This window comes from Nonomuraea guangzhouensis (assembly GCF_019396345.1).
Classification (GTDB): Bacteria; Actinomycetota; Actinomycetes; order Streptosporangiales; family Streptosporangiaceae; genus Nonomuraea; species Nonomuraea guangzhouensis.
Map to the genome: position 1 here is coordinate 114,418 of NZ_JAHKRM010000011.1, position 19,280 is coordinate 133,697.

Below are 19,280 nucleotides of genomic sequence, written 5' to 3' on the forward strand. Positions count from 1 at the left end.
GGGAGGACGTATGCCTCGGATCGCCGTCACCGTCGACGGAGTCAAGTACGAGGAGGAAGCCGAGCCGCGGCTCCTTCTCGTTCACCTGCTACGAGAACGTCTGGGCAAGACCGGCACCCCGGTCGGCTGCGACACCAGCAACTGCGGCGCCTGCACCGTGATGCTCGACGGCAAGAGCGTCAAGAGCTGTTCGGTGCTCGCCGTGCAGGCTGACGGCTGCGACATCGTCACCATCGAGGGCCTGGGCGCCAACGGGTCGATGCACCCGATGCAGCAGGCCTTCCACGAGGAACACGCCCTGCAGTGCGGCTACTGCACGCCCGGCATGGTCATGGCCGCGATCGACCTGCTCAGGGAGAATCCGGACCCGTCGGAGGACGCCATCAGAGAGGGCCTGGAAGGCAACCTCTGCCGGTGCACCGGCTACTGCAACATCGTCCGCGCCGTACGGCGGGGCGCGCAGGAGATGACCCAGGCGGTGAAGACGCCATGACCGAGGTCGGGAAGGCGAGGAAGCGCAAGGAGGACGCGCGGCTCCTGACCGGGCGCACCCAGTGGACCGACAACCTGCGGCAGCCGGGGATGCTGCACGTCGTGTTCCTGCGCAGCCCGATGGCGCACGCGCGGATCACTGGCGTCGACGTCTCGGCGGCGCGGGGCCTGCCGGGTGTCGTGGCAGCGTTCAGCGGCCAGGACTTCGCCGCCGAACAGGGCAGCCTGCCGTGCGCCTGGCCGGTGAGCGAGGACATCGTGATCCCCGACCACCCGCCGATGGCCGTGTCGGAGGTGCGTTACGTGGGCGAGGCCGTCGCCTGCGTGGTCGCCACCGATCGCTACCTGGCCGCGGACGCGCTGGAGGCGATCGAGGTCGACTACGAGCCGCTGCCGGCCGTACTCGACATGAACGAGGCGCTCGCCCCGGACAGCCCCAAGGTGCACGAGGCGGGCAACCAGGCGTTCACCGTGAAGATCACCTCAGGTGACCTCGAGGCGGCCTTCAGGGACGCGCCGGTGGTCATCGACCGGACCTACATCCAGCAACGGCTGATCCCGAGCGCGATGGAGCCGCGGTCGGTGCTCGCGACCACCGACGGCGACTCCTTCACGCTCTGGTCGGCCACGCAGATCCCGCACGTGCTGCGCGTCATGCTGGCCGTGGTGACCGGCATCCCCGAGCACAAGATCCGGGTGATCGCGCCCGACGTCGGCGGCGGGTTCGGCTCCAAGCTGCAGGTCACCGCCGAAGAGGTGCTGTGCCTGCTGCTCACCAAGCGGCTGGGCAAGCCGGTCAAGTGGACGGAGTCCCGCTCCGAGGGCAACCTGACCGTGCACCACGGCCGCGACCAGATCCAGCACCTCAGGCTGGCGGCCGAGGCCGACGGGCGGATCCGCGGGCTCCAGGTGGAGCTGCTCGCCGACATGGGCGCCTACCTGATGCTGGTCACGCCGGGCGTGCCGCTGCTCGGCGCGTCGATGTTCAACGGCATCTACAAGATGGACGCCTACGAGTTCGGCTGCACGGGTGTCTTCACCACGAAGATGCCGACCGACGCCTACCGCGGCGCGGGCCGCCCCGAGGCGACGTACGGCATCGAGCGGATGATGGACGAGCTGGCCGCCGAGCTTCGCGTGGACCCGCTGGAGGTACGGCGGCGCAACTGGATCAAGCACGAGGAGTTCCCGTACACCACCATCTCCGGGCTGACCTACGACTCGGGCAACTACGAGGCGGCGACGGACAAGGCGATGGCGCTGTTCGGCTACGACAAGCTGCGCGCCGAACAGGCCGACCGGCGTGACCGGGGCGACCCGGTCCAGCTCGGGATCGGCGTCAGCACGTTCACCGAGATGTGCGGGCTGGCCCCGTCCAGGATGCTCGGCGCGGCCAACTACGGCGCGGGCGGCTGGGAGCACGGTTCGGTGCGCATGCTGCCGACCGGCAAGGTCGAGGTCATCACCGGCAGCTCCCCGCACGGCCAGGGACACGTGACGGCGTGGAGCCAGATCACCTCCGACGCGCTCGGCGTGCCGTTCGAGGACATCACGGTGCTGCACGGCGACACGGCGATCTCGCACAAGGGCATGGACACCTACGGCTCGCGTTCGCTGACCGTCGGCGGCATCGCCGTGCTCAAGGCGTGCGACAAGGTCAAGGACAAGGCCAGGAAGCTCGCCTCGCACATGCTCGAATGCTCGCCCGACGACCTGGAGTTCGCCGAGGGCGTGTTCAAGGTGAAGGGCACCGACTCCCAGAAGACCATCCAGGAGCTGGCCTACGCCGCGTTCACCGCGCACGACCTGCCCGAGGGCGTCGAGGCGCGGCTCGACTCCGACGCCACCTTCGACCCGGAGAACTACTCCTTCCCGCACGGCACCCACCTGTGCGCGGTGGAGGTGGACACCGAGACCGGCATGGCGAAGATCCGCTCGTACGTGGCGGTCGACGACGTGGGCAAGGTGGTCAACCCGCTGATCGTCGAGGGCCAGATCCACGGCGGCATCGCGCAGGGCATCGCCCAGGCCCTGTACGAGGAGGCCGTCTACGACGCGGAGGGCAACCTGCTCACCACCACGATGGCCGACTACCTGCTGCCGACGGCGATGGACCTGCCGGACTTCGTCACCGACAGGACCGAGACCCCGGCCACCAGCAATCCGCTGGGCGCCAAGGGCGTCGGCGAGGCCGGCACGATCGCCTCGACCCCGGCCGTCGTCAACGCCATCGTCGACGCGCTGCGACCACGGGGCATCAACGACATCCAGATGCCATGTACACCCGAGCGGATCTGGAGGGCGCTGCGATGATCCCGGCCCAGTTCGACTACGTCCGCGCCGGCTCGCTCGGCGAGGCCGTCCAGGAGCTCGCCGCCGACGAGGACGCCAAGGTCCTCGCCGGCGGGCAGTCGCTCCTCCCGCTGCTCCGGCTCCGGCTGGCCTACCCGTCGAAGCTGGTCGACGTGAGCCGCCTGCCCGAGCTGACGGGCGTGCACGACCGTGGCGACCACGTCTTCATCGGCGCGATGGCCACGCACGACGAGGTGATGCATTCCGGGGTGGTCAACGCGGACTGCCCGCTCGTCGCGCTGGCCACCAAGACGGTCGCCGATCCCGCGGTACGGCACCGCGGTACGTTCGGCGGCTCGCTGGCGCACTGCGACCCGGCGGGCGACCTGCCCGCGGTGGTCCTGGCGCTGGAGGGCGTCTTCGTCGCCGGGTCGGGCGAGGGCGAGCGGGAGATACCCGCCGCCGAGTTCTTCGTCGACTACTGGGAGTCGTCGCTGCGGCCGGGAGAGATCCTGGTCGGGGTGCGGATCCCGAAGCTCGGCGCTGGCTGGGGCTATCACTACGAGAAGTTCCACCGGACCGCGCAGTCGTGGGCCATCGTCGGGGTGGCCGCGGCGGTCAAGCGTTCCAACGGAACGATCGAGGAGGCGAGGATCGGCCTGACCAACATGGGCCCGACGCCCGTGCGGGCCCACGCGGTCGAGACCGCCCTGCGAGGGATGCAGCTGGGCGATCAGGTACGGCAGGCGTGCGAGGAGGCGGCGGCCGACACCTCGCCGCCCTCCGACCTGCACGCCCAGCCTGACTATCGCCGGCATCTGGCCAAGGTGCTGACCCATCGCGCGATTCTGAACGCCGCCAAATCCCCCTGACCGGTTCGAGGGGGCACCTCTTCCGGGGTGCCCCCTCTCAGACGTAATGTCGCAATCAGACGGGGCGCAATGACGGGAGAGGAGCGGATCGATGGCGATGCGGTTCGAGCACGAGTTCAGCGTTCCGGTGCCGGTCGAGCAGGCGTGGGCCGTGCTGCTCGACGTCGAACGGGTCGCCCCGTGCCTGCCGGGAGCCTCGCTCGACATCTTCGAGGGCGATGAGTTCACCGGCCGGATGAAGGTCAAGGTCGGTCCGATCACCGTGACCTACCGCGGCTCGGCCAGGTTCGAGAACGTGGACAAGGACGCTCACACGCTCACCCTCCAGGCGTCGGGCAAGGAGGCCCGCGGCTCCGGCACGGCCTCGGCGACCGTCAAGGCCACGCTGACGCCCGGCGAGGGGTCCACCACGGTCTCCGTCGAGACGTCGTTCAACGTGACCGGCCGGCCCGCCCAGTTCGGGCGCGGGGTCATGGCCGAGGTCGGCGCGAAGCTCATCGACAGGTTCGCGGTCAACCTCGCGCAGCTGCTGGCCGAGCCCGCCCACGAGGCGCCCGCCGCAGCCGAGGAGCCCCAGGAGGACGGGCCGCGGCTGAGCGCGGTGCCGAGCCCTGAGGAGGATGTCCGGCCCGCCGGGACGCTGCGTACGTCGCTCACGCCGGACGAGGAGGCGCTCGACCTGCTGGAGATCGCCGGGACGCCGCTGCTGAAGCGCGTGGCGCCCGTCGTCGGGGCGCTCGCGGCGCTGCTGCTCATCGGCTGGTTGATCAGACGCCTCATGCGCTGATTCAGCAAAAACACCATCAAGTCCGGACACTTCACCCGGAGCTGGGGCAGATTCCCGACAGATGTCTCATTTCGGGGGAGATGGCATGCCGGACTGCACCGTTGTCGTCATCACCTACAACGACGCGGCCCGCCTGCCCAGGGCTGTGCGCTCCGTGCTCGGCCAGTCGTTGCGCGATCTCGAAGTGATCATCGCCGACGACGCGAGCACCGACGCCACGGCCCGGGTGGCGGGCGAGCTCGCGCGGACCGATCCACGCGTCCACTACCTGCGCAGGCAGACCAACAGCGGCGGCTGCGGCGCGCCGCGCAACGACGGTCTCGACGCGGCGGCGGCGCCGTACGTGATGTTCCTCGACAGCGACGACGAACTGCCCAGGCACGCCTGCAAGAGCCTGCTGAGCGAGATCGAGCGGACCGGCGCCGACTTCGTGGCCGGGCAGATCTCGCGGCTGTACGAGAGGAGCGGGCGGCTGGCGCCCTACTACCCGTCGCTGTTCGCCAGGCGGCGGGTCGTGGCGGGCATCCGCGAGGAGCCGGAGCTGTTCCTCGACTCCTTCAGCACCAACAAGCTCTACAACGTGCGGTTCCTGCGCGAGAACGGGCTGCGCTTCCCGGAGGACATCCACTACGAGGACCACGTCTTCGCCGCCGGGCTGTACGCCGTGTCGCGCCGGTTCGCGATCGTGCCCTGGGTGGTCTACCACTGGCACCGCGCGCCCGACGACAGCTCCATCTCGCTCAACATCAAGGAGCTGGACAACGTACGGCACCGCGTGTTGGCGGCCCGGATGAGCGACGACGTGCTGCGGGCCCACGACGCCGGCGACCTGGTGCCCGCCCGGCAGCAGCGCTTCCTGCGGCAGGACCTGCGCGTCTACCTCAACCCGCTGCCCAGGCGCGATCGGGCGTGGGTCACGGAGTTCGCCTCGATCGTCCGGCAGTATCTGGAGGAGGTGCCGACCGAGGCGTTCGAGCTGATCGAGCCGATGGCCCGGGTCTGCTGCCGGCTCATCCTCGACGACCGGGTCGACGACCTGATGATGGCCGCCCGGTCCCTGTCCTACCCGTGCGCCGCCCCACGGGTCGCGGTACGGCACGCCGGCCGTACGTACTGGGGCACGACGGTCACGCCCGGCATGGACATCACCCGGCTACGCATGGCCGAACTCCCCTACACGGCGGCCCGGCTCCGCCACGAGGTGACCGAGATAGCCGCCGACGGCGAGCGGATCCGAATGGTCGTGCATACCTTCGACCCTTTTGGGATGCTGCCCAGCGCATGGGCGGCCTTCCTCCAGCTCGGCGGCGAACGCGTCCCCATCAAGCCCGTTCCGTCCGGTGACGGCGGGTACGTGAGTGAGATCACCTTCACGCCCGCGGACTCGTGCGATCCACGCATCGGCTTCACCAGGATCTCCGACGGCCGCGTCACGACCGACCGGCTGATGGCCCCGCCCACCATGGAGCCGATCGCGCTGCGCGGGCGCACGGTCACCGCCGAGGGCAACGCCGCGTACCTGCGCGTGCGCGCGCCATCGGTCACCTCGCTGCGCCAGCGGATCAAGCGCCGGTTGATGCGGCGGCTCAGCACGCCGGCGATGAAGCTGCGCTTCTACAAGGCGGTGATCCGCCTGCTCCCGCCACGCCGTAATCTGGCCCTGTTCGAGGCCGACGTCGGCAAGGGCTACACCGGCAGCCCGCGCGCCATCTACGAGGAGCTGCGGCGGCGGAACCTGCCGATCGACGTCGTCTGGTCCGTGGCCAGGGACCGGGCGCACTTCCCCGGCGATGCCCGGCTCGTCCGCCGCGGCGGCTGGCACTACGTATGGCTGCTGGCCCGCGCGGGCATCTGGGTCGACAGCCACGGCTTCCCGCTCAACTACCCGAAACCGCCCGGGACCCGTTATCTCCAGACCTGGCATGGCCAGGGCATCAAGTCGGTCGGCTTCGACGCGCCCGACCTGCGCGCCGACTTCGACCGGCCGCGCGACGAGTGGCGCGCCGCCGTCGCCCGCTGGGACGCGCTCATCTCGCCGAGCGCCGAGTTCTCGCGGATCTTCCTGCCGTCCAACGGCTACCGGGGCTGGGTCCTCAGGTACGGCACGCCGCGCTGCGACGCGCTCGTGCGCCGGGAGACCAGGCACGACGTCATGGCGCAACTGGAGATACCGCCCGGCACGAAGATCCTGCTGTACGCGCCCACCTATCGCGACCACGCCAAGAACAGCGGCCGGTCGGTCCGGGCGGACCTGGAGCTGATGGCCGAGGAGCTGTCCGGCGAGTGGGTGCTGATCCTGCGGACGCACCCGGTGGAACGTTTCACCACCCCCCAGCACCTCAGGCACTTCGTCCGGCCCGCCGGGTCGTACCCGGAGATCAACGACCTGATCCTGGCCTCGGACGCGCTGCTCACGGACTACTCATCGGTGATGTGCGACTACGCGCTGACCGGCAAGCCCATGGTGTTCCTGATCGACGACTGGGACGAGTATCGGCTGACCGAGCGCGGCGTCTACCACGACCTGCCCGCCATCGCCCCCGGGCCGTGCGTCACCACGACCGAGGAGGTGGTGGCGGCGTTGCGGGAGCTGCCGGCCGTACACGCGGCCTATGCCGAGCGGTACGCGGCCTTCCACCGGTTGTGGTGCGCCGACGAGCGAGGGGACGCCGCCGCGCGCGTCGTGGACGCCTTCTTCGGGCACCGGGAGGCGTCATGACCGTGGTCTTCGCGTGCATGGACGCCGACACGCTGGGCGGCATCCAGCAGGTGACGCACACGCTGGCGCAGGGGCTGGCCGGACGCGGCTACGACGTGCACGTGGTCGGGCTGCACCGGGCGGCGGCGCCGTTCCGCTACGTCGAGGCGCCGCGCTACCGGCACCACGTGATCAGCCCGGAGCCCGTGGGGCCGCAGAGCCCGCGGGCCCGCCGGCGGGCCGACGAACGGCTGGCGGCCCTGCTCGGCCCGATGCAGGCCGGTTTCGCGGTGCTGACCTCGCCGGGGGTGGTGACCCGGCTGACGTCCCTGCTGCCCCGCTCGCTGCGTCCCGTTGGGCAGTATCACGGCTCGTACGAGCACGCCCGCGGCTGCTGGCACCTCGGCTCGATCACCCGGCACTACCCCAAGCTCGACCAGGCGATCTTCCTCAGCGAGGACGACGCCTGGCGCTTCTCCGAGGACGCGCTCCTGCCCAACACCTGGACCCTGCCGAACCCGCTGGCGCGCTGGCCGCTGGAGGTGTCCGGGCTGGACACGTGCAGGGTGCTGGGAGTGGGGCGGCTGGAGGGGATCAAACGGTTCGACCGGCTCATCAGCGCGTTCGCCAGGGCCGCGCCGTCGCCGCCGTGGGAGCTGCACCTGATCGGCGACGGCGCCGAGCTGGAGCGGCTGCGCGCGCACGCCGTACGCGAAGGCGTCGGGGACCGGGTGGTGTTCAGAGGCCGGGTGCCCGCCGCCGACATGCCGGGCGAGTACCTGAAGGCGGCGATCGTGGGGATGACCAGCGAGCACGAGGGGCTGCCCGTCGTGCTGCTGGAGTCGGCGGCGCACGGGGTGCCCGCCGTGGCGTTCGACGTGTCGGGCGGGGTGCGGTCGGCCGGGCCGGTGCTCGTCCCGGCCGGTGACGTGGCCGCGTTCGCCGTGGAGCTGGCCCGGCTGATGGGCTCGGTGCGGGAGCGGCGGCGCCTGGGCGCCGCCGCTCGGGCACGGGCCGGCGCCTTCCGGCTCGACCACGTCCTGGACCGCTGGGAATCCCTGTTCGCCCACCTGGCCAGGTGAGCTACCCCGCGCGCTGGGCCAGCTCGGGCGATTCGTTGCGCGGCTGCGGCACGCCGGCGAGCACCTGCTGCTTCGAGGTGAGCAGCGCGGCGACCGGGCTCGGCTCGCGCAGCCGGTTGATGCGGTCGCGCATCGCCTTGCGCATCCGGCTGGCGCGGCGCTTCTGCATCGTCTTCTGGAGGGACGCCACGTGCTCCTTGGCCGCCGCCGGCGCGCCGGTGAGCTCGTAGCCGTTGGCCTGGAGCCGGGCGCCGAGCGCCTGCTCGCACAGCGCGATCTCCCAGCTGTCCAGCCGGTTGGTCCAGCTGCCCACCCTGCTGCGGGTGACCTCGCCGTGCGTGTTGCGGTGCCAGACCTTGTGCGGCGGGACCGCCACCTGGGCCGCCTCGCGCGGCGAGACCATCATCGGGTCGAAGTCCTCGTCGAGGAAGTGGCAGAGCTTCTTCATCTCGGTCGCCGGGTCGTCGGTGAGGTCCTCGTAGCGCAGCTCGTAGTAGGAGTCCTCGGGCATCGTCCGCCGCAGCTTGTTGCCCGCGTCGATGGCCTCGGCCCAGGTGGAGATCCCGTGGAAGGAGTCCAGGTTGTACCAGGGCATCTCCTTCAGCGACGAGACGCAGTCGCGGCCGTCCCTGATCAGGTGGATGAACTGGGCGTCGGGGAAGAGCCTGAGCAGCATGTCGACCTGCTTGACGTAGCTCGGCCGCTTGTCGCCCCAGCGGGGCTTGTCGAAGCGGTCGGCGTACATGCGGAAGGTGGTGCCGATCACCGAGCCGAGCGACCCGGGCCCCTCGACGACCTGCCGGACGTAGTCGTCCTTGGCGAGCTTGAGCTCGTGGAACTTGGTGCTGCGGTCGCTGGAGATCCACTGCGCGAGCGCGCGGCGGCGCTCCTCGACGCGCAGGTCGCCGTACGTCCGGCGCCGATGGTAGGCCGGCACCAGGAACCTGGTCTCCGGTGCCACCGCGATCCGCGGGTGCGAGTGGAGCATGAGCTGCAGCATCGTGGTGCCGGAGCGTGGACATCCGACAACGAAGATGGGCCGGTCTGACATGAAAAACCCCCGAAAACTTAGACGAGAACGTGCTCTCGGCTCCCCTTGGAGGGGGCGCGGTGCTTGCGTGTGAAGAGCCACATCCGGCGGACGAGGACGACCTCGTTGGCCAGCAGCAGGACGCTGGCGACCGCGGAGATCGGAATCAGCGCCACGGTGCCCAGGAGCGGCGCGACCACGAACACAGCGGCGTGGAACTCGATGCCGCTGATCAGGTGAGTACGGATCCGGCGGCGGGCCATGGCCTTGTTGATCCGCCGTGAGAGACGACGTCTCCGGCTGAGCGGCGGCCTCTGGCGTGGCACCCACACCTCGACCTCGTCGTCCTCCGCCCGGCCCGCGCCGTCCGCCTCCGCCTCTGTCTCCGCTTCAGCCTCGGCTTCGGCTTCGGCTTCGGCCCGGACCGTCTCGCGGACCCGCCTCATCTGTGGCGCGTTGACATACCTGAACAGGTCGACCACCGCCAGCGCCGCGCCCATGACGACGTATCCGACGTCGCCGGTGATCGCGTACTGTCCGTAGGCGAGCCCGGTGGCGCAGAACACCACCCTGATCCGGTCACCGAGGTAGTCGAGCCACAGGCCGAAGGGCGTCCCCGAGCCCTTGAGCCGCGCGATCTTGCCGTCCAGGCAGTCCACCATGAAGCTCAGGTAGAACATGACCGCCCCCGCGGTCAGCTGGTCCATCGCGAAAAACGTGGCGGACACCATGCCGAGGACCAGCGACAGGACCGTGAGCTGGTTGGGCGTCAACCGCGTGCGGTTGGCCACCAGCAGAGCGGCCCGGCAGGCGACCGGGTCCACGAAGTACACGGTCCACCAGGAGTCTCTCCGCTTGCGTGTCGAGTAGACGTCATCGAGCGAATAGGTCCTCATGGCTTCCAAGCATGGCGACGCGCTGTCGTGTTCCAATTACTCTCTGGAACTACTGGGTGATGTCCATGCCGGTTCTTGACCATCCTGGCACCGACAGCCGCCAGACCTTCTGCGCCTCCCCTTCGCGCCCTTCGCGGAAGCAGCCCCTCAGCGCCAGGCCGCACAGTTCCACCCGGGCATGCAGCCGCCAGCTCGGGCCGCCCTTTTCGAGCAGCGCCGGGTCGATCGCCACCTGGACGCCCCGCTCGCCCGTACGCTCCACGTCCAGCATCACCCGGCGCTCGCCGTCGGTCAGCCACATGTCGACCCGGGTCGGCTGCTGCGGCACCCGGTGGATGTACGCCTCGCCGCGGACCTCGAAGCGGTCCTCCACCCAGTCGCACCCGTCGATCGTGGCCACCAGCTTGAGCTCTTCGCTCGCCTCGAAGACCGCGTCGGGGATGTCGAGGGTCCGGTCGCGGAAGTAGGGGTAGTCGCCGTACCAGCCGACCTCGCGCGGCAGGATCGGGGTGCCGTCGACCGAGTCGCGCCTGAACCTGCGCACCTCCCGCAGCTCCTTGACCAGGCCGCGGCTCAGCAGGTGGAGTTCGAGCCTGCGCAGCGACGCCACCGAGCCGAGCGCGACGGGGCTCATCCCGGCCATCCACCGCTCGGAGAGTTCGAGCAGCGGCCCGATCTCGTCGTCCTGGCAGTACTCCAGCGCCTGGAACAGGAACAGGAGGTCCTTCTCCAGCACCAGGCCGTCGAAGGCGTCGATGAGCTGGGGCGCCTTCTCCGCGAGGAAGGCCCGGACGGCCCGGATGGCGGTCAGCCGTTCGGCCAGGTTCGGCAGCTCCGCCCGCCGCTGCGTGATGGAGCTCTCCCCCTCCTCGCGCTTGCGCCAGTGGTAGACGATGTCGGGCAGCACGTCTACGCCCGTCGCCAGCACGTGCGCCCGCATGCTGAGCGGCACGTCCTCGTAGATCCCCGCCGGGAACTCCAGCCCGTGCTCGTGCCAGAAGTCCTTCCGGTAGACCTTGTTCCACACCGTGCGGTCCCTGATCAGGACCTGCCGGTCCAGGATGTGCGCGCGCGGCGCGTGCCGCCTGAACACCTTCTCGTGCAGCGACGACACGGCCAGCTCGCCCTCCGTCATGCGCAGCACCCCGCCGCACGCGAAGTCCGAGCCGCTCTCCCGCAACGACGCGACCAGCAGCTCGTACGCATTGGACGGCACGACGTCGTCGCCGTCGGCGAAGGCCAGATAGGTGCCGCGGGCCCGGCGGATCCCCGCGTTGCGCGCCGGGCCAGGGCCCTGGTTCGGCTGGTCGAACAGGACGAAGCGGGGATCGCGCTGCACGAACTCCCGCGCCACCCGCACGCTTCCGTCCTCGGAGCCGTCGTCGACCAGGAGGACCTCGATGTCCTCCAGCGTCTGCGCCGCCAGGGACTCCAGGCATTCGGCGAGGTACGGCTCCACGTTGTAGATCGGGACGACGACGCTGAGCATGGGCGTCATACCGAGAAGCTCCCTTGGGTCGGGGTTGGGTCGAGGGCAGCATGCCTGGGTCATCACCCCGGCAGGACCTTCGCTACCGCCCCCTGATCAGCTCTTTGCCGGACCGATCCGCTACGTTGTGCAGTCAGTCGAGCGCGCTGAGTAGGGAGACGCCGTGCTGAGAGCCGTACACGACCATGAGCTGCCCGCCATCCGCCGATGGCGCAACCACCCGAAGGTGCGGGCGGCCAGCTTCACCACCCACCTCATCGCCGAGGACGAGCACGCCCGGTGGTGGGCCTCGGTAAAGGACGACCCGGCCACCAGTGTGCTGATCTACGTGCACGACGGGACCGCCGCGGGGGTGGTGACGTTCTCCGGCCTCGACCCCGCCGCACGCAGCGGCGACTGGGGTTTCTACCTCGATCTGGCGGGGCTGGAGCGGTCGGGCGCGCTGCTGCCGGCCTGGATCGGGCTGGAGCGGTCGGCCATCGACCACGCGTTCGGCCCGCTGGGGCTGAGCACGCTGCGCGGCGAGGTGCTGGCCGGCAACGAGGCGGCCAGGGGGCTGCACCGGCGCTTCGGCTTCGCCGAGGTCGCCGTCCACCAGCGCGACATCGACGGCGTCCGCCGGGACGTCGTCACCGTGGAACTCACCAGGAAGGACGTCAGCGCATGATCTCCATCGCCGGGCGCGCGATCGGGGCGGACCAGCCACCCTTCGTCATCGCCGAGATGTCGGGCAACCACAACGGCCGCCTCGAACAGGCGCTCGCCATCGTCGACGCGGTGGCCGACAGCGGCGCCCACGCGCTGAAGCTGCAGACCTACCGCCCCGACACGATCACCGTCGACGCCGACGGCCCCGCCTTCCGCCTGGCCGACGAACACGAGCTGTGGGGCGGCGAACGCCTCTACCAGCTCTACGAGCGGGCCCACACGCCGTGGGAGTGGCACGAGCCGATCTTCGCCAAGGCTCGCCGGCGGGGGCTCATCCCGTTCTCCTCGCCCTTCGACCCCACGGCCGTCGAGCTGCTGGAGAGCCTGGACGCCCCGGCCTACAAGATCGCCTCGTCGGAGATCGTGGACCTCCCCCTGATCAGGCTCGCCGCCGCCACGGGGAAACCGCTGATCCTCTCCACCGGGATGGCGTCGATCGGCGAGATCCACGCCGCCGTGGCGGCCGCCCGTGACGCGGGCTGCGCCCAGCTCGCCGTGCTGACCTGCACCGCGACCTACCCCGCCGCGCCCACCGAGAGCAACCTGCGCTCCCTGCCGCTGCTCGCCGGGCTCACCGGCGCGGTCGTCGGCATCTCCGACCACACGCCCGGACTCGGCGCCGCGCTGGCGGCGGTCGCGCTCGGCGCGTGCCTGATCGAGAAGCACGTCACCGTGGACCGGGGCGACGGGGGTGTCGACTCGGCGTTCTCACTGGAGCCCACCGAGCTCGCGGCGCTCGTGGTGGAGAGCGAGCGGGCCTGGCAGTCGCTGGGCAGCGCGGTCATCGGGCCGCGGGCCTCCGAGAGCGAGGGGCTGCGGTTCCGGCGGTCGCTGTATGTCGTACGGGATGTGCGGGCGGGCGAGCCGGTGACGGAGCAGAACGTCCGCTCCATCCGGCCGGCCGGCGGGCTGCCTCCGGCGGCGGCGGCGCAGGTGATGGGCCGCCGCTTCGCCAGGGACGCCACGGTCGGCACGCCGCTGACCTGGGACCTGGTCTGACCCGTACTTCACAGTTACAGGAGGGCTTCACAGGAGGGCGAGGAGCGCGTCGGCGACGCGTTCCCTGCCCCGGCCGTCGATCAGCTTGGCGCCGCGCCTGCCGTACGCGTCGCGGGCCGCGGGGTCGGCGAGCAGGCGGGCGAGGACGGCGACGGCCGCCGCGTCCGGGGCCGGGCCCAGACCCGCCGCGATGCCGCCGCCGACCAGCGCCTCGTAGCCGATCAGCTGGTTGTCGGCGACCCAGCTCAGCGCGGTCGGCACGCCCAGGTGGAGCAGTTCCCAGACGGCCGAGCCCGCCGCGGTGACCACCAGGTTGGCCTCGGCCATCAGGCCGGGCAGCCGGTCTGTCGGCGGGATGACCGTGACGGGCCCGTCCACCTCGAACGGCACCGGGCTGACCACGGTCGCCCGGAACGGCAGCCCGGTGGCGCACAGCGCCCCGGCCCAGGCCGGCGCCACACCGGCGCTGTCGGTGCCGCCGAAGAAGCACAGCACCAGCGGCCCCTCCGAGCGGGCCGGGCGGCGTCGGGCGGTCCCCCGCATCAGCAGGACGCTGTCCCGCAGCAACGCGTAACGCGCCCCGGCCAGCCGGGCACCCCGATGACCGGCTGGTCCCTCGCCCCGGAGACCGGCGGGCCTCTCGCCCTGGGGACCGCCCTCGGCCGGACGCTCCCGGGGCGGCTGGAAGGGGCGCAGTTCGGCGCCGAGGTTCTGGTCGAGGTAGAGGTCCGCCTCCTGGCCCAGCGGGTCGCCGTCGATGATCGCCAGCACGGCCGTGCCCGCCGCCCGCAGCGCCGCGCCCGTACCGGCGGCCAGCACGTACGAGTCCAGCACCACCGCGTCCAGCCCGAACACCCGCACCAGCTCGACCAGCGCCGCCGGCTCGCCAGGCGCGGCGCACAGCGGGAACCCGCGCTGCCGCAACTGCGAGGCCGCCCACTCGGACCCCGCCACCTCCCCCAGGAACAGCACCTCGGCCCCCCGCCCGCACAGCTCCTCGGCCAGCGCGACGCAGCGCATCAGATGACCGACCCCGCTCGCCACGCCCGCGTCGCAACGGAACCCCACCCGGTGCGTCACGCCTCCTGCAACGCCTTCTGCGCCACGTGCGCGTTGAGCTCGCACACCTCGGGCCGGTCCCGCAGCCAGCCGACCAGCGACCGGACCGGCACGCACCTGTCGCCCAGCTCGGCGACGACGCGCGAGATGAGCCGCCAGTCGTCCTCCGTGTCGAGCGTGACCCGCAGGTCGGCCGCCGCCGGCGTGTAGGCGAGGCCGAGCAGCCGCGACTCGCCCGGATGCGAGTAGATATAGGACGTGACGTGCGTACGGTGATACGCGGTGGCCGCCAGATCGGCCCGTCTCAGCGCGGCCAGCCCCGCGATCTCCACGTCGAGCCCGCGCGGCAGCGTGCCCGCCAAGCTCGTGCTCAGATAGTCGAGGCCGGGCACCGCGCGGAAGACCAGCGCGGCCTCGCGGATCACCACCGGATCGAGCAACGGGCAGTCCGCCGTGAACCGCATGACGGCATCGCCCGGATGACCCCGCAGCACCTGCGTGAACCGGGTGAGCACGTCGTCGACCGGCCCCCGGTGCCAGAACACGCCGAGCCTGCGGCACTCCGCCACCACCAGGTCGTCGGCCGCCTCCGTGGTGGTCGCCACCACGAGATCGTCGATCGCGGCCGCCTCGCGTACCGCGCGGACCACCCAGCCCAGCACGGAGCGGCCGCCGAGCTCGCGCAGGACCTTGCCCGGCAGGCGCGTCGAGCCCATGCGCGCCTGAATGATTCCGACAATCCTCACCCGAAGCCCCATTCCCCTATGTGACCGTGTGTGATTTAACGATCGCGCTATGCTACCGGGCAGCTCGGATGTCTACGGCGGGGGGCCGCGTGAGCATTCTCAGTGGATCGTCGATTCTGATCACCGGAGGCACGGGGTCCTTCGGCAAGGCTTTCGTCCGTCACGCGCTGGACCACCTCGACGTGCGCCGGCTGGTGATCTTCTCGCGCGACGAGCTCAAGCAGTACGAGGCGCGTCACCTGTTCGACGACGACCCGCGGCTGCGCTGGTTCATCGGCGACGTGCGCGACAGGGGCCGCCTGACCAGGGCCATGCACCGCATCGACTACGTGGTGCACGCGGCGGCGCTGAAGCAGGTCGACACGGCCGAGTACAACCCGTTCGAATACGTCGTGACCAACGTCTCCGGCTCCCAGAACGTCGTGGAGGCCGCCATCGACTGCGGCGTGCGCAAGGTCGTCGCGCTCTCCACCGACAAGGCGTCCAGCCCGATCAACCTGTACGGCGCGACGAAGCTGGTCGCCGACAAGCTGTTCGTCTCGGCCAACCACTACGCCGCCAGCCACGTGACCCGCTTCGCCGTGGTGCGCTACGGCAACGTGGTGGGCAGCAGGGGCTCGGTGGTGCCGTTCTTCCTGCGGCTGGCCGAGGAGGGCGGCAGCGTGCCGATCACCGACAAGCGGATGACCCGGTTCTGGATCACGCTCGACCAGGCCGTCCGGTTCGTGGTCGACTCCTTCGACCTGATGCAGGGCGGCGAGCTGTACGTGCCGCGCATCCCCAGCATGCGCCTGCCCGACCTGGCCCAGGCGCTGGCGCCACGGTGCCCGGTCTACGAGATCGGCATCCGGCCCGGCGAGAAGCTGCACGAGGAGATGATCGGCCCCGACGACGGCCGCCGCACACTGCGCCTGAGCGACCGCTACGTCGTGCAGCCGACGATCGCCACCTGGGGCTACGTGCCCCCGCAGGGCGGCGAGCTGCTGCCGGAGGGCTTCGCCTACCGCTCCGACACCAATGACCGCTGGCTGTCGGTCGACGACCTGCGCGCCATGGCGGCGGTCGGCGTCTGATGCTGCCCTACGGACGGCAGTCGATCGCCGACGCCGATGTCGAGGCCGTGACCGAGGTGCTGCGCGGCGAGTGGCTGACGACCGGGCCCACGGTCGGCTCGTTCGAGGCCGAGCTGGCCCGCTGGACGGGCGGCGTGCCGTGCCTGACGGTCACGTCGGGCACGGCGGCCCTGCACGTCGCGTACGTGGCGGCCGGGGTCGGGCCGGGGGACGAGGTGATCACCTCGCCGCTGACGTTCGTGGCGACGGCCGCCACCGCCGCCATGCGCGGCGCCCGGGTGGTCTTCGCCGACGTGCAACCCGACACGGGCAACCTCGATCCCGCGTCGGTCGAGTCGCTGGCGGGCGACGGCACCAAGGCGATCACCGCGGTCGACTACGCGGGCCATCCCGCCGACTACGACGAGCTGCGCGTGATCGCCGACCGGACCGGCGCCCTGCTGATCGGCGACGCCGCCCACTCCATCGGCGCGTGCTACAAGGACCGGCCGATCGGGGAGCCGGCCGACCTCACCACGTTCTCGTTCTTCCCGACCAAGACCGTGACCACCGCCGAGGGCGGCGCCGTCGCCATACGCGACCGCGACCGCTACGCCCGCGCCGCCCGGTTCCGCAACCACGGCCTGGTCCGCGACCCGGCCGAGCAGCGCGACCCCGACCACGGCGGCTGGCACCAGGAGGTCCACGACTTCGGCCTCAACTACCGGCTGCCCGACGTGCTCTGCGCGCTCGGCATCAGCCAGTTGCGGCGGCTCGACCACTTCCGCGCGCGCCGAGCCGACCTGGTCGCCCGCTACAACGCGCTGCTCGGCGACCTGCCGGGGCTGACGCTGCCCGCCCGGCGGCCCTACACCTCCCCGAGCTGGCATCTCTATCCGGTCAGGATCCGTGACGGGCGGCGGCGGGAGGTGTACGACCGCATGCGGGCCGAGGGCATCGGGGTGCAGGTCAACTACATCCCGGCTTACTGGCATCCGGTCTTCGCGGACCTCGGCTATCGGCGCGGGATCTGCCCCGAGGCCGAGGCTTATTACGCCGAGCAGCTCTCGCTGCCGCTCTTCCCCGACCTCACCGACCACCAGCAGGACGAGGTCGTCGAGCGGCTGCGCGCCATCCTGGAGTGATGGCGCGCTGCTGTATGGGCTCGCCGGCTCAGCGTTCGGCGAGCATGAGGTTGCCGTCGTCGCCCCGGTCGACCAGGAAGCGCCGCTCGGCGACCGTTACGATCGGCCGCGCCTGGGTACGCGCCAGCGGCCGGATCATCCGGCCCTGGTCGATGACGAAGTCCCAGCGCGACTCGTGGCCGACGACCTCGTCGATGTCCACCAGCGGCACCCGGGCCCGGAAGTCGTGCCCGGCCAGCGTGACGGGGAAGTACATCTCCTCGCCGTCGCTCCTGCGCACCAGCCGCAGCACCGGGTCGCCGTCGCCCGGGTCGGCGAGCTGGCCGGAGAAGACCAGGTCGTCACCGTCGACCCGGCACTCGCCGATCAGCGCCTGGGCCCGGCGCAACCGCAGCCCCCAGGCCCCGCCGCCGCCGCGTACCGGCACCAACCACACACCCGCCGTACGCCTCGGCGCCGGCACCAGCGGCGGCAGCCAGCGCGGCCCCGCGACTTTCGCCTCCAGCGTCAGCCGGTGAGCGCGCAGCCGCACCTTCAGGTTCCAGTGCCCACGGCGGGCGAGCCGGGGGCCCGTCAGAGCCGCCGGGTCGAACGCGAACTCGAAGGAGAAGCCGTGCTCGGGCACCGCACCGCCCTCTTCCTGCTCGACGTTCGCCCAGGTCGACGAGACGGGCTGGTCGGACAGCGGGATGACGTCGCCGGTCCTGCGCTCCTCCAGCCACACCTGCACGCTCGTCTTACGCAGGTCCGACGCGTCGAACCGGTCCACGCTCACGCGGCCCGTACCTCTGAGCCGGCCGTCGCGCCACTCCAGCTCGAGCAGCCGGGCCGACAGGCTGAGCTCGGCCGACACCTCCGACAGGTGTCTGGGCATGGCCGGGTGCCGGCCGTGCCAGCGCTTGCGCAGCAGTCCCGCGAGGCTGATGCGCGGCTGCAGGAGGCCCTCGCGGTCCTGCTCGAAGACGCGCGCCAGCTCGTCCAGGCGGCGCCCGTGGAGCAGGTGCGCCTGGAGCCGCTGCGCGAACGGGATGCTCTGCCAGGCCTCCGGCGCGACGCCGTCGAGATAGCGGACGATCAGATCGACGAGGTCGGGAGCGGCCGCGTCGCCCATCTCGGCCATGGCCGCGACCGCCACGGTCATGTCGATGTCGAGCGTGTCGCGGTCGAAGTGCGGCCTGAGCGCGGGCGCGCGGTCGTCCAGCAGCGCGGCCGTCTGCAGCACCGACAGCAGGCGGTCACGCAGGTTGGCCGGCTCCAGGCAGCGCTGGGTGATCGAGGTGCCCTCCTCGTCGCGCTGCCGCCAGTGATAGACGATGCCCTTGATCACGTCGACCGACGAGGCGCCCACGTGCGCGGCCATGGCGACCGGCTGGTCCTCGTACATGCGCTCGGGGAAGGTCAGGCCGAGGGCGTCCCAGAAGTCGCGCCGGTAGACCTTGTTCCACAGCATGCGGTCGCGGATCAGCAGCGGGTGGCGGGTGATGTGGGTGCGCTTGAGCTGCTCGGCGAACGCCCGCTTGTGCGCCCAGGAGGGTACGAGCAGATTGCGGTAGATCCGCATGACGTTGCCGCAGGCCAGGTCGGAGCCGGTGGCCTCCAGGGAGGAGACCAGCCGCTGGAACGCGCGGGGCGGCACCATGTCGTCGCCGTCGACGAAGGCGAGGTAGCGGCCCGTCGCTCGCCGTACGCCGATGTTGCGGGCCCGCCCGACCCCCTGGTTGGCCTGCCGGATGAGACTGATCCGCTCGTCGGTCACCATCCGGGCCTCGACCACGGCGGCGCTCGCGTCGGTGCTGCCGTCGTCCACGCAGATCATCTCAAGGTCCTGGAGCTTCTGCGCGGCCAGCGAATCCAGGCAGGAACCGATGTACTTCTCGACGTTGTAGAACGGGACGATCACCGAAAGAACCGGCACAAGAACTCCTCTTCGTCA

At 71.1% G+C, this 19,280-nt stretch carries 16 protein-coding genes; 10 read left to right on the top strand and 6 right to left on the bottom strand.

Annotated features, from left to right (window positions below; translation table 11 throughout):
- The first annotated feature begins 10 nt into the window (after positions 1 to 10).
- The 6 genes from KME78_RS23715 to KME78_RS23740 all read left to right on the top strand — a co-directional run bounded on the left by KME78_RS23715 (position 11) and on the right by KME78_RS23740 (position 8,223).
- The gene (locus KME78_RS23715; RefSeq protein WP_219531342.1) at positions 11 to 493 is read left to right on the top strand and encodes a (2Fe-2S)-binding protein; all 483 of its coding nucleotides are present in this window, start codon (positions 11 to 13) and stop codon (positions 491 to 493) included.
- Complete coding sequence (locus KME78_RS23720) at positions 490 to 2,805, top strand: xanthine dehydrogenase family protein molybdopterin-binding subunit (protein ID WP_219531343.1); 2,316 nt, start codon at positions 490 to 492, stop codon at positions 2,803 to 2,805. The genes KME78_RS23715 and KME78_RS23720 overlap by 4 nt, the downstream gene beginning before the upstream one ends.
- Positions 2,802 to 3,656 carry an FAD binding domain-containing protein gene (locus tag KME78_RS23725; protein WP_219531634.1) on the top strand — a complete coding sequence of 285 codons (855 nt, stop codon included), beginning with the start codon at positions 2,802 to 2,804 and terminating at the stop codon, positions 3,654 to 3,656. Before KME78_RS23720 ends, KME78_RS23725 begins: the two co-directional genes overlap by 4 nt.
- 91 nt (positions 3,657 to 3,747) lie before the next feature.
- Entirely contained in the window at positions 3,748 to 4,443 is a 696-nt protein-coding gene (locus KME78_RS23730; protein ID WP_219531344.1) for an SRPBCC family protein, read from the top strand.
- 85 nt (positions 4,444 to 4,528) lie between these two features.
- Positions 4,529 to 7,162, top strand: coding sequence for a bifunctional glycosyltransferase/CDP-glycerol:glycerophosphate glycerophosphotransferase (locus tag KME78_RS23735; RefSeq protein ID WP_219531345.1), 2,634 nt, complete (start codon positions 4,529 to 4,531; stop codon positions 7,160 to 7,162).
- On the top strand, positions 7,159 to 8,223 hold the full coding sequence (locus KME78_RS23740; RefSeq protein WP_219531346.1) for a glycosyltransferase: 1,065 nt from the start codon (positions 7,159 to 7,161) through the stop codon (positions 8,221 to 8,223). The genes KME78_RS23735 and KME78_RS23740 overlap by 4 nt, the downstream gene beginning before the upstream one ends.
- 1 nt (position 8,224) lies before the next feature.
- On the opposite strand, the gene KME78_RS23745 is transcribed toward KME78_RS23740, so the two are convergent.
- The 3 genes from KME78_RS23745 to KME78_RS23755 form a co-directional block, all read right to left on the bottom strand.
- Complete coding sequence (locus tag KME78_RS23745; RefSeq protein WP_246651738.1) at positions 8,225 to 9,211, bottom strand: sulfotransferase family protein; 987 nt, start codon at positions 9,209 to 9,211, stop codon at positions 8,225 to 8,227.
- Between the two features lie 80 nt (positions 9,212 to 9,291).
- On the bottom strand, positions 9,292 to 10,149 hold the full coding sequence (locus KME78_RS23750; protein ID WP_219531348.1) for a CDP-alcohol phosphatidyltransferase family protein: 858 nt from the start codon (positions 10,147 to 10,149) through the stop codon (positions 9,292 to 9,294).
- Positions 10,150 to 10,198: 49 nt separating this feature from the next.
- Entirely contained in the window at positions 10,199 to 11,647 is a 1,449-nt protein-coding gene (locus KME78_RS23755; protein WP_219531349.1) for a glycosyltransferase family 2 protein, read from the bottom strand.
- Positions 11,648 to 11,801: 154 nt separating this feature from the next.
- Here KME78_RS23755 and KME78_RS23760 point away from each other — a divergent pair, with 154 nt between their 5' ends.
- Together KME78_RS23760 and pseI are read left to right on the top strand one after the other, a co-directional pair.
- Positions 11,802 to 12,305, top strand: coding sequence for a GNAT family N-acetyltransferase (locus KME78_RS23760; protein ID WP_219531350.1), 504 nt, complete (start codon positions 11,802 to 11,804; stop codon positions 12,303 to 12,305).
- On the top strand, positions 12,302 to 13,345 hold the full coding sequence (gene pseI, locus KME78_RS23765) for a pseudaminic acid synthase (RefSeq protein ID WP_214633898.1): 1,044 nt from the start codon (positions 12,302 to 12,304) through the stop codon (positions 13,343 to 13,345). The genes KME78_RS23760 and pseI overlap by 4 nt, the downstream gene beginning before the upstream one ends.
- Positions 13,346 to 13,372: 27 nt before the next feature.
- Here the strand turns inward: pseI and KME78_RS23770 are convergent, their stop codons facing one another.
- Both KME78_RS23770 and KME78_RS23775 read right to left on the bottom strand, forming a co-directional pair.
- Positions 13,373 to 14,425: a PseG/SpsG family protein gene (locus KME78_RS23770; RefSeq protein ID WP_219531351.1), complete on the bottom strand. Its 1,053-nt coding sequence runs from the start codon at positions 14,423 to 14,425 to the stop codon at positions 13,373 to 13,375.
- Positions 14,422 to 15,150 (bottom strand): cytidylyltransferase domain-containing protein, encoded by a 729-nt coding sequence (locus KME78_RS23775; RefSeq protein ID WP_308127105.1) that lies wholly within the window; start codon positions 15,148 to 15,150, stop codon positions 14,422 to 14,424. The genes KME78_RS23770 and KME78_RS23775 overlap by 4 nt, the downstream gene beginning before the upstream one ends.
- Before the next feature lie 89 nt (positions 15,151 to 15,239).
- Here KME78_RS23775 and pseB point away from each other — a divergent pair, with 89 nt between their 5' ends.
- Both pseB and KME78_RS23785 read left to right on the top strand, forming a co-directional pair.
- Positions 15,240 to 16,223: a UDP-N-acetylglucosamine 4,6-dehydratase (inverting) gene (pseB, locus tag KME78_RS23780; protein ID WP_308127106.1), complete on the top strand. Its 984-nt coding sequence runs from the start codon at positions 15,240 to 15,242 to the stop codon at positions 16,221 to 16,223.
- Positions 16,223 to 17,347, top strand: coding sequence for a DegT/DnrJ/EryC1/StrS family aminotransferase (locus KME78_RS23785; protein ID WP_219531354.1), 1,125 nt, complete (start codon positions 16,223 to 16,225; stop codon positions 17,345 to 17,347). The genes pseB and KME78_RS23785 overlap by 1 nt, the downstream gene beginning before the upstream one ends.
- A gap of 28 nt (positions 17,348 to 17,375) precedes the next feature.
- On the opposite strand, the gene KME78_RS23790 is transcribed toward KME78_RS23785, so the two are convergent.
- On the bottom strand, positions 17,376 to 19,262 hold the full coding sequence (locus KME78_RS23790; RefSeq protein ID WP_219531355.1) for a glycosyltransferase family 2 protein: 1,887 nt from the start codon (positions 19,260 to 19,262) through the stop codon (positions 17,376 to 17,378).
- Positions 19,263 to 19,280: the final 18 nt, after the last annotated feature.

Coding starts and splice junctions, on each gene's coding strand:
- KME78_RS23725 (WP_219531634.1), top strand. CDS start 2,802: ATGATCCCGGCCCAGTTCGACTACGTCCGCGCCGGCTCGCTCGGCGAG.
- pseI (WP_214633898.1), top strand. CDS start 12,302: ATGATCTCCATCGCCGGGCGCGCGATCGGGGCGGACCAGCCACCCTTC.
- KME78_RS23730 (WP_219531344.1), top strand. CDS start 3,748: ATGGCGATGCGGTTCGAGCACGAGTTCAGCGTTCCGGTGCCGGTCGAG.
- KME78_RS23715 (WP_219531342.1), top strand. CDS start 11: ATGCCTCGGATCGCCGTCACCGTCGACGGAGTCAAGTACGAGGAGGAA.
- KME78_RS23785 (WP_219531354.1), top strand. CDS start 16,223: ATGCTGCCCTACGGACGGCAGTCGATCGCCGACGCCGATGTCGAGGCC.
- KME78_RS23750 (WP_219531348.1), bottom strand. CDS start 10,149: ATGAGGACCTATTCGCTCGATGACGTCTACTCGACACGCAAGCGGAGA.
- KME78_RS23720 (WP_219531343.1), top strand. CDS start 490: ATGACCGAGGTCGGGAAGGCGAGGAAGCGCAAGGAGGACGCGCGGCTC.
- KME78_RS23755 (WP_219531349.1), bottom strand. CDS start 11,647: ATGACGCCCATGCTCAGCGTCGTCGTCCCGATCTACAACGTGGAGCCG.
- KME78_RS23745 (WP_246651738.1), bottom strand. CDS start 9,211: ATGCTCCACTCGCACCCGCGGATCGCGGTGGCACCGGAGACCAGGTTC.
- KME78_RS23735 (WP_219531345.1), top strand. CDS start 4,529: ATGCCGGACTGCACCGTTGTCGTCATCACCTACAACGACGCGGCCCGC.
- KME78_RS23740 (WP_219531346.1), top strand. CDS start 7,159: ATGACCGTGGTCTTCGCGTGCATGGACGCCGACACGCTGGGCGGCATC.